13 protein-coding genes are annotated in these 13427 nt (G+C 37.3%); 2 read left to right on the forward strand and 11 right to left on the reverse strand.

The window, feature by feature from the left end; all coding sequences use genetic code 11:
- Positions 1 to 8: 8 nt before the first annotated feature.
- The 9 genes from rpsU to GL301_RS07495 form a co-directional block, all read right to left on the reverse strand.
- On the reverse strand, positions 9 to 182 hold the full coding sequence (rpsU, locus tag GL301_RS07455; RefSeq protein ID WP_003719762.1) for a 30S ribosomal protein S21: 174 nt from the start codon (positions 180 to 182) through the stop codon (positions 9 to 11).
- Between the two features lie 197 nt (positions 183 to 379).
- Positions 380 to 1147: a 16S rRNA (uracil(1498)-N(3))-methyltransferase gene (locus tag GL301_RS07460; RefSeq protein WP_003726020.1), complete on the reverse strand. Its 768-nt coding sequence runs from the start codon at positions 1145 to 1147 to the stop codon at positions 380 to 382.
- On the reverse strand, positions 1148 to 2092 hold the full coding sequence (gene prmA / locus GL301_RS07465) for a 50S ribosomal protein L11 methyltransferase (protein WP_003727427.1): 945 nt from the start codon (positions 2090 to 2092) through the stop codon (positions 1148 to 1150).
- A gap of 71 nt (positions 2093 to 2163) precedes the next feature.
- Positions 2164 to 3294: a molecular chaperone DnaJ gene (gene dnaJ, locus GL301_RS07470; protein WP_003726022.1), complete on the reverse strand. Its 1131-nt coding sequence runs from the start codon at positions 3292 to 3294 to the stop codon at positions 2164 to 2166.
- A gap of 141 nt (positions 3295 to 3435) precedes the next feature.
- Positions 3436 to 5277, reverse strand: a complete 1842-nt coding sequence (gene dnaK / locus GL301_RS07475; RefSeq protein ID WP_003726023.1) for a molecular chaperone DnaK — start codon at positions 5275 to 5277, stop codon at positions 3436 to 3438.
- Positions 5278 to 5310: 33 nt separating this feature from the next.
- Entirely contained in the window at positions 5311 to 5886 is a 576-nt protein-coding gene (gene grpE, locus GL301_RS07480) for a nucleotide exchange factor GrpE (RefSeq protein ID WP_003726025.1), read from the reverse strand.
- 41 nt (positions 5887 to 5927) lie between these two features.
- A complete protein-coding gene (gene hrcA, locus GL301_RS07485) occupies positions 5928 to 6965 on the reverse strand; it encodes a heat-inducible transcriptional repressor HrcA (RefSeq protein ID WP_070298274.1) in 1038 nt (345 codons plus the stop codon).
- A 146-nt stretch (positions 6966 to 7111) separates the two neighbouring features.
- Positions 7112 to 8269, reverse strand: a complete 1158-nt coding sequence (hemW, locus tag GL301_RS07490; protein ID WP_003726027.1) for a radical SAM family heme chaperone HemW — start codon at positions 8267 to 8269, stop codon at positions 7112 to 7114.
- Between the two features lie 88 nt (positions 8270 to 8357).
- Complete coding sequence (locus GL301_RS07495) at positions 8358 to 9386, reverse strand: SDR family oxidoreductase (RefSeq protein WP_070298273.1); 1029 nt, start codon at positions 9384 to 9386, stop codon at positions 8358 to 8360.
- A 112-nt stretch (positions 9387 to 9498) separates the two neighbouring features.
- Here GL301_RS07495 and GL301_RS07500 point away from each other — a divergent pair, with 112 nt between their 5' ends.
- Positions 9499 to 9936 carry a MerR family transcriptional regulator gene (locus GL301_RS07500; RefSeq protein WP_117383308.1) on the forward strand — a complete coding sequence of 146 codons (438 nt, stop codon included), beginning with the start codon at positions 9499 to 9501 and terminating at the stop codon, positions 9934 to 9936.
- Positions 9937 to 9981: 45 nt separating this feature from the next.
- On the opposite strand, the gene lepA is transcribed toward GL301_RS07500, so the two are convergent.
- The gene (gene lepA, locus GL301_RS07505) at positions 9982 to 11808 is read right to left on the reverse strand and encodes a translation elongation factor 4 (RefSeq protein ID WP_003726525.1); all 1827 of its coding nucleotides are present in this window, start codon (positions 11806 to 11808) and stop codon (positions 9982 to 9984) included.
- A 244-nt stretch (positions 11809 to 12052) separates the two neighbouring features.
- On the opposite strand from lepA, the gene rpsT reads away from it, so the two are divergent.
- Positions 12053 to 12307 (forward strand): 30S ribosomal protein S20, encoded by a 255-nt coding sequence (gene rpsT / locus GL301_RS07510; protein WP_003726526.1) that lies wholly within the window; start codon positions 12053 to 12055, stop codon positions 12305 to 12307.
- A gap of 85 nt (positions 12308 to 12392) precedes the next feature.
- Here rpsT and holA read toward each other — a convergent pair whose 3' ends face one another.
- The gene (holA, locus tag GL301_RS07515) at positions 12393 to 13424 is read right to left on the reverse strand and encodes a DNA polymerase III subunit delta (RefSeq protein WP_071346627.1); all 1032 of its coding nucleotides are present in this window, start codon (positions 13422 to 13424) and stop codon (positions 12393 to 12395) included.
- Between the last annotated feature and the right edge of the window lie 3 nt (positions 13425 to 13427).

Below are 13427 nucleotides of genomic sequence, written 5' to 3' on the forward strand. Positions count from 1 at the left end.
CCTTTTAATTAGAATTTGCGTTTTCTTGCTGCTTCGGATTTTTTCTTACGTTTTACGCTTGGTTTTTCATAAAATTCGCGCTTTCTGGATTCTTGCAAAGTTCCACTTTTGGAAACAGTACGTTTAAAGCGACGAAGAGCATCTTCAAGCGATTCGTTTTTACGAACTACTGTTTTTGACATCTCTCTTTCCCTCCCTCCGGCACTTACATGCACTCACTTAAATCCTTCATTTAAGTTCCAGAATAGGACATAACGGAAAATAAATTATGAATTATTCTGAAGTAATGCAGATAAGCATTCACTCATTAAAAATTATATACGAAACATCGGGCATCGTCAACATGAAATCGTTAACTTTCGCATAAAACTTTGAAATGTTATTCTTTTTTGTTTTTATAAAGATCAAAATAGAAAGAAGCAGCGGATAAACAATAGAGTGGTGCGGTTTCTGTTCTTAATATTCTCGGGCCGAGTCCTGCGAGTTTTGCATTTACTTCTTGAAGTTGCATTAGCTCTTTTTCGCTAATGCCTCCTTCAGGCCCAAAAACACATAAAACAGACTGTCCAGGCTTCATGGTTTGGAATAAGTTAGCAAGCGCGCTGTCCTCACCTTCTCTGGCGCTCTCTTCATATGCTGCGATAACAAAGTCATAGTGAACATGGTCAAACATTAACTCTTTGAAACTAGCAGCATAATGAACTTCTGGAATGATTGTCCGGTGCGATTGTTCAGCAGCTTCTTGCGCAATTTTTTGAAGTCGCTCGATTTTTTTGATGACTTTCTTGTCATCCCATTTCACCACAGATCGTTCTGCTTTATAAGGGATAAATTTGTGTGCGCCTAGTTCTGTACTTTTTTGAATGATGAGTTCTAGTTTGTCGCCTTTTGGTAGACCACTTGCGATGGTGATTTCTATAGGCAATTCGGTATCTTCTTCTAGCCATTTCACTAAATTTAAAAATACTTCATCATCGTTTATAGCTGTAATAGCGGCAATACATGTTTTTTTGCTAGGAAAAACAATGAAAACTTGGTCGGATTCTTTCATTCGCATAACACGAGTAATATGATGGAAGTTTTCTCCAGTAATGGATAGTGTTTCGTTATCATTCTCTAGCTCATTTGTTACAAAATAACGTTGCATTTATTCCACTCCTCGTTTGGAAATAATCGCAACCCAGTCCCCTTGTTGCTCCATTTTTTCAATAACAAGCCCAGCCTTTTTAAGTGCTTCTTCGACTACTTTCGCTTTGTCTTCAATAATCCCGGAAGCAATGAAAATTCCGCCTGGTTTGAGTGCTTTATAAACATCCTCAGGGAAAAGCAAAATAACTTCTGCTAAAATGTTCGCAACAACAATATCCACGTCTGTTTTATTAATATCTTGAAGTAGATTATTTTGTTTGACAGTAATAATGTGTTCAGTTTTATTTAAAGTAATATTTTCTTCTGCTGCACGAGTGGCGATTTCGTCAAGGTCTGTTGCTAAAATAGATTTTGCACCTAATTTAGCACTGGCAATACTTAAGACGCCAGAACCAGTCCCAACATCAATCACTTCATCTCCTGGTTGTAAATAATCGCTCAGTGCGCGGATACATAGCTGAGTTGTCGGATGTGTTCCTGTCCCAAAAGCCATTCCTGGATCTAGCTCAATGATTATTTCGTTAGCAGATGGGGTGTATGATTCCCAACTTGGTACAATCGTGATCCTGTCAGTGATTTGAACTGGATGATAATACTTCTTCCATGCGGTAGCCCACTCCTCGTCGTCCACATCATTAACGACAAATTGGAAATTACCTAGCGGAATATCAAAAGTAGACAGATTCTTCAATGTTTGTTCAATTTCTGGAATTTGCTCTACAAATTCTGTTGTCTTTAAGAAGTAAGCTTTAATAATAACGCCGTCTTCTGGATAATCTTCTCGTCTTAGTGCATATATTTCTCCAAATTTGTCTTCTCGTTCACGTAAAAAATCAGCAACATCTTCAATGGATACTCCTGCTGCACCAAATTCTGTCAAAACATTAGCTACTGGTTCTACAGCTTCGTTTGTTGTATGGACTTCTACTTCTGACCATTCCATTTTTAACACTCCTTTTGTATGTAGAAAAGGTCGATGGTTGCTTCTCGCACAACTATCGACCTCTACGTTCATCAATCGCCTTTAAAAGCTCGTTTCATTTTGTCAAAAAATCCGGATGTTTGTTCGTCTACTTTGTCTCCAGTAGTGGAAGCAAATTCTCGCAAGATTTCTTTTTGTTTATCATCTAGTTTTTTCGGAACAATGACTTTGACGATTACATGTTGATCGCCAGTTCCATTTCCTCGAAGATGTGGCACACCTTTACCACGTAAGCGGAAAGTTGTTCCTGTTTGAGTACCACTTGGAATTTTCAAACGAACTTTGCCGTGAACAGTTGGAACATCAATTTCGTCACCTAATGTAGCTTGTACGAATGTGATTGGGACTTCTACGTAAATATCATCTGCTTCGCGTTCGAAAAACTCATCTGGAATTACGACAAATACCACATATAAATCGCCGTTAGGTCCGCCGTTAATGCCGGCTTCTCCTTCACCAGATACGCGCATTTGTTGCCCGTCGTTCACGCCAGCTGGAACTTTCACTTTGATTTTTTTCGTTTTAGTTACACGGCCTTTACCGTGACAAGTTGGGCATTTTTCTTTGATTTCTTTACCAGTACCATTACAGTATTGACATGTCCGCTTGTTAACTACACGACCAAATGGGGTATTTTGTTCCACGTTAATGGAACCTTTACCACCACAATGGCTACATTTTTCAGGTGTTGTCCCTGGTTTTGCACCGGAACCATGACATGTGTCACAGTTTTCCTCGCGAGGAATTTCGATTTCTGCATCTTTACCAAAAATAGCTTCTTTGAATTTAAGACGCATAGTATATTGTAAATCGCTACCTTGTCTTGGGGCATTTGGATCTTGTTGACGTCCACCGCCACCAAAGAATGTGTCAAAGATATCTTCAAATCCAGAGAATCCTCCACCGCTAAATCCGCCACCAGCACCGCCGCCGAAGCCTTGGTTTGGATCTACGTGTCCATATTGATCATATTGCGCACGTTTTTGTGGGTCACTTAATGCTTCATATGCCTCTGATATTTCTTTAAATTTTTCATCAGCGCCTGCTTCTTTATTTATGTCCGGATGATACTGTTTGGACAGTTTCCGGTAAGCTTTTTTTATTTCGTCCGCTGAGGCGCTTTTGGAAACACCAAGCACTTCATAGTAATCTCGTTTTGCCATCCGCCATCACTCCTGTCCATGATAGATTTTTATAGTCCTAACGTATTGTAACATTTGAAAGAGATGTTGTAAAAACTTTATTTCAGATAAAAAGTCAAAGCCACAGTAGACTTTGACTCATTATCTTTACTTTAAAAAAGATTATTTGTTTTCTTTGTCGTCGTCATTTACTTCTTCAAATTCAGCGTCTACTACGTCGTCATTTTGAGGAGCCTCTTGACCTTCTGCACCGCCAGCTGCTTGTTGTTCTGCTGCAGCTTGTTCGTATAATTTAACAGATAGGTTTTGAACGATTTCGTTTAAGCTTTCTGTTTTTTCTTTGATAGCTTCAAAATCTTCACCTTTAAGCGCTTCTTGTAGTTCATCGCGAGCTGCTTCTGCTTTTTTCACTTCTTCTTCTTCCACTTTGCCTTCTAACTCTTTCAAAGTTTTATCTACAGTGAATACTAATTGGTCTGCATTGTTGCGAAGTTCAGCGTTTTCTTTGTTCTTTTTATCTTCTTCAGCGTTAGCTTCAGCATCTTGAACCATTTTCTCAATTTCTTCGTCTGTTAAACCTGAAGAAGATTTGATAACGATGTTTTGTTCTTTACCAGTTCCAAGATCTTTTGCACGAACTGTTACGATACCATTTTTGTCGATATCAAAAGATACTTCGATTTGTGGAATTCCGCGTGGAGCTGGTGGAATATCCGCTAATTGGAAACGACCTAATGTTTTGTTGTCTTTTGCCATTGGACGTTCACCTTGAAGTACATGGATATCTACGGCTGGTTGGTTGTCAGCTGCTGTAGAGAAAGTTTGTGATTTAGATGTTGGGATAGTTGTATTACGTTCGATAAGTGTAGTCATAACGCCACCCATTGTTTCAATACCAAGGGATAATGGAGTTACGTCAAGTAGTACAACGTCTTTTACATCACCAGTGATTACGCCACCTTGAATTGCAGCACCCATTGCTACAACTTCATCTGGGTTTACACCTTTATGAGGTTCTTTGCCTAATTCTTTTTTGATTGTTTCTTGAACTGCAGGAATACGAGTAGATCCACCAACTAGAATTACTTGGTCAATATCGCTTGCAGACAAGTTTGCATCTTTTAATGCTTGACGAGTTGGCGCAATAGTACGTTCAACTAAGTCATGTGTTAATTCATCAAATTTAGCACGAGTAAGGGTTACTTCTAAGTGAAGTGGACCAGCTTCTCCAGCTGTGATAAATGGTAAGGAGATTTGTGTGCTTGTTACGCCAGAAAGATCTTTTTTCGCTTTTTCAGCAGCATCTTTCAAACGTTGAAGCGCCATTTTATCTTGGCTTAAGTCAATACCATTATCTTTTTTGAATTCTGCTACTAAATAGTCGATGATTTTTTTATCGAAGTCATCTCCACCTAATTCGTTGTCGCCGGCAGTAGAATGTACTTCGAATACGCCGTCACCTAATTCAAGGATAGATACGTCAAATGTACCACCACCAAGGTCAAATACTAGGATTGTTTGGTCTGTTTCTGTTTTATCCATACCGTAAGCAAGAGCTGCTGCTGTTGGTTCGTTAATAATACGTTCCACTTCAAGACCAGCGATTTTACCAGCATCTTTTGTTGCTTGACGTTGCGCATCGTTGAAGTAAGCTGGAACTGTAATAACAGCTTTATCTACAGTTTCACCAAGATAGTCTTCTGCGTAGCTTTTTAGATATTGTAAAATGATTGCACTGATTTCTTGTGGTGAGTAATCTTTTCCTTCGATTGTTTCTTTATAGTTAGTACCCATGTGACGTTTAATAGAACTAATTGTATTTGGGTTTGTAATAGCAGCACGTTTCGCTACTTCACCAACTTGGCGTTCGCCATTTTTGAAACCAACGACAGAAGGTGTTGTACGTGCGCCTTCTGGGTTAGGGATGATTTTTGCTTCTCCGCCTTCTAATACTGCTACTGCAGAGTTTGTTGTTCCTAAGTCAATTCCGATAATTTTGCTCATTGTTATTTCCTCCTGTTATTCAGTAATTATTTTTTATTGATTTACTTTTACCATAGATGGGCGTATAACCCGGTCTTTTAATTTATAACCTTTTTGAAGTTCCGCAGTGATTTCATTGCTTCCTGCATTTTCATCACTATCTTGCATTACGGCTTGATGGAAGTTCGGGTCAAATTGTTCGCCGACAGCTGGAATGACTTCAATACCTTCTTTTTCAAAAGCAACAAGGATTTGGTTGTATACCATTTCCATTCCTTTTAAAATTTGTTTCACTTCTTCCTGATCAGAAGTCGTTGCAAGTGCTTTTTCAAAACTGTCTAGTGCGGGAAGTAAATCTTGCGCTAGGCTCTGCGAACGATATTTCTGACTGGCATCACGGTCTGCGATATGTCTTTTCTTCACATTTTCGAAGTCCGCTTGCATGCGAAGGTAGCGATTTTCTACTTCATCAAGTTTGTTTTCAAGCTCTAAAATTTTTGCTTGTTCTTCTGTTAAAGTGTCAGCCGCAGCCTCTTCTTCAACAGTTTCTTCTGTTTCATCTAGAATGTTTAATTCTTCTTGTTCGATTTCATCAGCTAGTCTTTCTTTTTTGTTCTTTTTCTCAGACACTTTAGCCACCTCCTGAAAAAACGTGTGCTTTTTCAGCCTTCCTAATTTTGGTTATCACGATAAAGTTTGGTTAACACATCGGTTAAATCTCGGCTCATCACATCAACGAGTCCCATCATTCTGCTATATTCCATTCTTGTGGGTCCTAGGAGTACAATACCGCCAACGCGTTCGCCAGCAATATTATATGTTGTTGTAATGATACTACAATCTTCCATTAGACTATTATTGTTTTCTCGGCCAATTTTCACTTGAAGACCATCGGGAATATCCCTAAACAATTCATACACATCTTGTTCTTCTTCCATCAAATGAAGCATCTCACGGACTTTATTAATGTCATGAAATTCCGGTTGATTTAAAATATTCGTTTTTCCGCCAAAATACACTTTTTGTTGACTTGCTTGAGCAAAAGAATCGGAAAACACATGCATAAAGCTTTCGTAATTTCTAACATGCTTCCCAAGTAATTCCTTTACTTCCATGGGTATTTGTACTTTTAAATCATCAAGCGAAAGTCCTACTAACCGTTCATTTAGAATGTTGACCATACGTTCAATATCGGAGAGCGTTGTGCCTTCTGGTATTGTCACCAAATGGTTATCAACATGCCCTTGATCGGTAATTAATATGAGCATTGCTTGAAAATTATTTATTGGTACAAATCTAAAGCCACTTAAATGATTTTTCGTCGCTTCAGGACCAAGCAAAATGGACGTGTAATTGGTTAAATCGGATAACATTAATGCTGAATTTTGGATAAGTCCTTCCATTTCGTAGTAGTTCTCTGAAAAGAAGGAACGAATCATTTGCCTGTCGGATTTATCTAGCTTTTTGGGCTGGAGTAAATAATCGACATAGAAGCGATATCCTTTCTCTGATGGAACTCGTCCCGATGAGGAATGCGTCTTTTCAATAAAACCGTATTCTTCGAGAACGCCCATTTCATTACGGATAGTCGCGGAACTATAAGGCAAACCTTTTTCTTTCAGCAAATTCTTTGATCCAACTGGCTGAATAGTCCAAGTGAAATGATCGATGATGGCACGAAAAATCAAAAGTTGTCTTTCTGTTAACATAGCAATCACCTCTTTTAGCACTCCATAACGTCAAGTGCTAAATACAAGTATAAATTTACCAAACAATTCCACCTTAGTCAACCGAAAACACTCGATTTCAGACTAAAGTTGGATTGTTTGGTCAAAAAAGGTCAAATAGTGCGGTTTTAGAGAAATTCTTGAAAAACATTATTTCCTAAAAATCTTCCACTTCTTGTAAGTGCCACATTTTCTTCGTTATTTTCGAGCCAGCCTTTTGCGGTTGTTTTTTGAATAGCATTCGCAAATGTTGCATCTAAATCTTGGCCGAATTTTTGTTTGAAATGTTTTTTATCCACGCCGTCCACTTTTCTAAGCCCTAAAAACATTTCTTCTTCCATTTTTTCTTTTAATGTAAGCTCTTTTTGTTGGAATGTTGGGAGTATATTTTTTTGGAGTGGTTCCATGTATTTTTTGATTGGTCCGAAATTACTATAACGTGTATTGCCAACATAGCCATGTGCTCCGGCGCCAAATCCGTAGTAATGTTCATTGCTCCAATAAGTGATATTGTGTTTACTCTGAAATCCTTCTTTGGCAAAATTACTAATTTCATATTGTTTACGACCGTGCTTTTCCATTTCGTTGAGAAGTAAATCGTACATATTTGCCTCGGCATCTTGACCAGGTAAGAAAAGCTTTCCTTTTTGCATAAGGTTATAAAAAATCGTTTTTGGTTCGATGATTAATGAATAGGCGGAGTAATGCGGTAAATCAAGGTCAAGCGCTTGTTTTAATGTATCTTGGAAATCTGCTTCTGTTTGACCAGGCAAGCTAAAGATTAAATCAATACTTACATTTTCAAATCCGATTTTGCGCATATTTTCGACGGATTGATAAACATCTTTTACGGTATGAATGCGTCCAATTTTTTTGAGAAGTTCATTGTTGAAGCTTTGAACTCCCATACTGATACGATTAACGCCATGATCTTGCATGGCTTGTAATTTAGATAGCGAAAGATCTCCTGGGTTGGCTTCAAAGGAAAATTCGATATCTTTTTTGAGCGGTAGAATGTTATGGATGGCTGTGCAAAGTCTCGCAATTTGCGCTTCGTTCAGGGTTGTAGGCGTTCCCCCACCAACAAATACAGTGTCGACTGGCGCAATAGGTCCTTTTGCAGCAGTTAATTCCATTTCTTTAATTAGTAAATCTACGTATTCGTCGACCGGTTGTCCTTCTAAGAATACTTTATTAAAATCGCAGTAATAGCAAATATGTTCGCAAAACGGAATATGGATATATACCGCGGAACTTTCCTTACTCGATTGGTTCGTATTTATCATTTTTATCAATTCCTTGCACTTAAAATTTGCTTCGTTGTCCATTAGTCAGTTTAACATATTTTCCAGTGCTTTGGTGCAGGATTCGCTTTTAATCTAATAAACCATACTTTGCCAAACTATCCACTGCAGCAAGAACGGCTTCTTCTTTTGTCGAAATCGGCTGCCATCCTAAAAGATTTCTCGCTTTTGAATTGCTTATTTGCCGATTCATATTAATCATCAACTCGCCTTCTTTGGCGTGTTTACTAAATATAGCAGCTGCTCTTATAGCGGCATTTGGCAATGTTTTTTTCGGCATTTTACTCACTAGTTCAGGACGCTCTCGTTGAAGCAAATGTGCGATATCTGCCATACTAATTTCTCCGTCAGCTGAAGCAATAAAACGTTCTCCGTTTGCTTCAGGAGTAATCATTGCGCGAATATGTAAATCGGCAACATCTCGTGCATCTACTACGTTTAACGGAATATTTATGATACGTTTCATAGAACCATTTAACAGATTTTTTAATAAGTCAAAGCTTCCGGAGACATGACTGCTTTGTGATGGACCAAAAATGGCAACCGGATTGATGGTAGCAAATTCCAATTCTGTTTCATTTTCCATGAATTTCCAAGCTTCTATTTCTGCAATTAGTTTAGATTTTTCATATGCTGACAAACCCTTAGCGAGTTCATCGGTCCAATATGCTTCTGTTGTAATGCTATTTTTATCTGCGTTGCTAAAACCAATAGCGCCAAAATTCGAAGTCATAACTACTCGTTTTACTTTTGCCTCTTTTGCGGCCTGTAAAATTCTTGTAATACCTTCTATTGCTGGGCGTATTAATTCTTCTTCATTTTTAAATTTACCGAAAAATACTGGAGATGCGACACTTAGCACATATTTACAATCGAGCATTGCTTCTTTCCATCCTTCATCTTTGGATAAATCAAGTTCGACTAAGGATAATTGCGTAAAATCCGTTATTCCATTATTTTGCAGTACTTCTATTACTTTTTCTTTGCTTTTTAAAGAGCGTACGGTTGTTTTGACTTGATAGCCTTGTTGCAATAATTGAAAGATAATATGCATTCCTAAAAATCCAGTTCCGCCTGTTACTAATACGTTATTTTTCATCGTGAATTCCTCCAATAGTAGTTAATTTTGCTTATTTTCTTTATTAACTTTATACTTACTTTAAACCCTAGAGTATAGTGTAGGGCAAGTAAATTATTTATTGGAGGAAGAAATGACTTATTCTATTAAAGAAGTGTCCAAAATATTTAATTTGTCGATTTATACATTGAGTTACTATGATAAGCAAGGTTTATTGCCGTTTGTTTCTAAAAACCAATCCGGCTACCGTGAGTTTACGGAATCAGACTTAAATTTAATTCATACGATTTGTTGCTTGAAAAATACAGGAATGCCACTAAAGCAAATCCGCACATATATTGATTATTGTATGGAAGGCCCCGTTTCTATTGAAGCGCGTAAACAGTTGCTCTTGGATCATCGGGCCGCCGTTTTAAAAAGTTTAGAAGATTTAACAGAAAACCTAAAAGAAGTCGATGTTAAAATAGCGAAGTATTCGTCTCCTGATGCGGTAGAAATCATTACTGCCGAGAGAAATTATGTCAGTATGGAAAAGAAAAAGCATGATTTGATTTATCCGTATAATATATAAAAAAGTTGTGCCGTGAACATTTCTGTTCACAGCACAACTTTTTTATTATTTGGATTCGTCCATTTTCAAGATTGCCATAAATGCTTCTTGCGGGACTTCAACTGAACCGATTTGTTTCATTCGTTTTTTACCTTCTTTTTGTTTCTCTAAAAGTTTTCGTTTACGAGATACGTCCCCACCGTAACATTTAGCAAGTACGTTTTTTCGCAACGCTTTAATAGTAGAACGAGAAACAATTTTTGTGGCAATTGCTGCTTGAATAGGTACTTCAAATTGTTGTCTTGGAATAAGTTCTTTTAATTTCTCCACGATGATTTTTCCACGCTCATAAGCAAAATCACGGTGAACGATAAAGCTAAGTGCATCAACTTTTTCTGCATTTAAAAGAATATCCATTTTCACAAGTTTAGAAGCTTTATAGCCAATTAATTCATAATCAAAGGACGCATAACCTTTTGTAGATGATTTTAATTGGTCAAAAAAGTCATATACGATTTCGGATAATGGAATTTCGTACACAATACTTACGCGAATATCATCTAAGTACTCCATCGTAATGAAGTTTCCACGTTTGTTTTGTGCCAGTTCCATCACTGCACCAACATAATCATTTGGAACCATCACAGTTGCTTTTACATATGGCTCTTCCACGCTTTCAATAACACCAGGTTCTGGCATTTCAGCAGGATTATCAACCACAATGTTAGAACCATCTGTCAAGTTGACATGATAGATAACACTTGGAGCAGTGGTAATTAAATCAATGTTAAATTCACGTTCGATTCGCTCTTGAATAATTTCCATATGTAGTAATCCTAAGAAACCACAACGGAAACCAAAACCTAATGCTTGAGAAGTTTCCGCTTCAAATTGCAAAGCAGAGTCATTTAATTCTAGTTTTTCTAAAGCATCACGAAGATCATTATATTTAGAGGAGTCGATTGGATATAGACCACAATAAACCATTGGATTTAATTTACGGTAACCATCCAGCGCTTCTTCAGCTGGATTATTCGCAAGTGTGATTGTATCACCTACGCGCGTATCTCCAACATTTTTTATAGCTGCTGTTAAGTAACCAACGTCACCAACAAGTAATTCGTCACGTGGTGTTGCCTTTGGTGAGAATACACCAACCTCCGTTACTTCGAATTCTTTGCCATTGGACATCATTTTAATTCGGTCGCCTGCTTTTACAACACCATCCATGATACGGATATTAGCAATAACACCACGATATGCATCAAAAACAGAGTCAAAAATGAGCGCTTTTAGTGGTTTATTTACATCACCAGATGGCTCAGGAACTTTTTCGACAATTTGTTCTAGAATGTCTTCAATACCAATACCAGATTTCGCAGAAGCAAGTACAGCGTCAGAAGCATCTAAACCAATTACATCTTCAATTTCTTCGCGGACTCTTTCCGGATCGGCCGCTGGTAAATCGATTTTGTTAATGACTGGTAAAATTTCTAAATCGTTGTCTAGTGCTAAATAAACATTAGCAAGGGTTTGTGCTTCAATTCCTTGCGCAGCATCTACAACAAGGATTGCTCCCTCACATGCAGCTAAACTTCTTGATACTTCATAGGTGAAATCGACATGCCCAGGCGTATCAATCAGATGGAAGATATATGTTTCTCCATCTTTTGCTTTATATTTTAATTGTACAGCATTTAATTTTATGGTTATCCCGCGTTCACGTTCTAAATCCATCGAATCTAGTAGCTGATTTTTCATTTCACGATGCGTCAAAGCACCCGTTTGTTCTAAAATCCGATCAGCGAGTGTAGATTTACCATGATCTATGTGCGCGATAATCGAAAAGTTTCTAATTTTCTTTTGTCTTGCATTCATTTCTTCTTTGTTCATTTCCCCAGCTCCTGATTAGAACTCATCGCATAAATCCGATGGCAAGCTATCCTTGATTATATCAGTAGAACGCTTAACATTCAATGACTTCTTTATTAATTACGTATAAATTTAAAATAAAATAGAAAGTATTATTGCAATATGGCTGTGATTTCGGTATAATAGCATTTGTTCTGATATAATTTAAAAAGGTATGTTATATGAAATAAATACTACCTCATTAGTTTGGACGGAGGTGAATGGAATGCCAAATATTAAATCTGCAATTAAACGTGTAAAAACTGCTGAAACTCGCAACAGCCGTAATGCATCTCAACGTTCTGCAATGCGTACTGCTATCAAAAAATTTGACGAAGCAGCTGCAAACAACGCGGACAACGCGAAAGATCTTTACGTAGAAGCATCGAAAAAATTAGATAGCGCTGTGAGCAAAGGATTGATTCACAAAAACAATGCTGCTCGCAACAAATCTCGCTTAGCTGCTAAATTAGCTAAATAATACCGAGTTCGGTATAAAACATCACACCTTGTGTGGTGTTTTTTGTTTGCAAAAATAGCTTTGTCTTAAATGACAAAGCTATTTTTTATACTCTCTTTTGCCAATTATCTTGTAATTCGAATAAGAACCATTCGAGTTTCTGTTCTTTATCACCAAAGCCAGTTTTCATTTCCAAGTCGATTTCAGCTAATCGTTTTAAAGCTTGATTTAATTGTAATTCCGTGAAATTCTTCGCTTGTTTTGATGCTAACTTAACGCGGAATGGATGCACTTTTAGTTTAGTCGCAGCTTGTTGTTGCGAATAACCTTGTTGTTCTAATAGCTTTAATTGGTTTAACAACCTGAATTGACTAGAAATTAATGCCAGTATCTTGATAGGCTCTTCTTTTTGTTTTAATAAGTCGTAATAAATCCGAAGTGCCCCGCTGATATCCATAGCAATCATCTTATCAAGTAACAAAAAGATATTTTGTTCAAGTGAACGTACAACTAAAGATTCTACATCCTGAATGGTAATTTCTTTTGAATCAAAACAATAGAGCATTAATTTTTGCAGTTCATTCATGGCAGTTGTTAGCTGACCACTAGTTAATTCCACCAGTCGAGTAATAGCCTCTTGTGACATTTGCATGTTGTTCTCGCTTAATTTTGCTTCAATCCATTTTTTCAACTCATTCTCATTAGGTCGTTTTGCCTCTATAACAGTAGCTGTTTTCTTGAGTAACTTAGTAAGCTTTTTACGCTCATCTAACTTTTCTACGCGCGCTACAAAGCATAATACGGAATAATCCACTGGTTCATTGAGATAAGCCTCTAATTTTGCAGTATCATGCTCCACTTTGTTTTTACTTTTTTCAGTTGTTAAAAAAAGCGGATTATTGGCCATTACTAAACGTTTATCACCGAAAAAAGGCATGCTTTCTGCTTCTTGAATGACCACTTCTATTGGCATTTCTTCTAAATCTAAATTAGCGTAGTTAAATTCTACTTCTTCGCCTTCCAAAATGTTATCTATTAAAAGTTGCTTCGTTTCGTTAATAATATAATCTTCCGTACCAATGATTAAATACACCGGCATTATTTTTTTGGAGCGTATCTGTTTCCATTCTGGCAGCATTCA

Origin of the sequence: Listeria sp. LM90SB2, assembly GCF_028867355.1 — a bacterium.
Classification (GTDB): domain Bacteria; phylum Bacillota; class Bacilli; order Lactobacillales; family Listeriaceae; genus Listeria; species Listeria monocytogenes_B.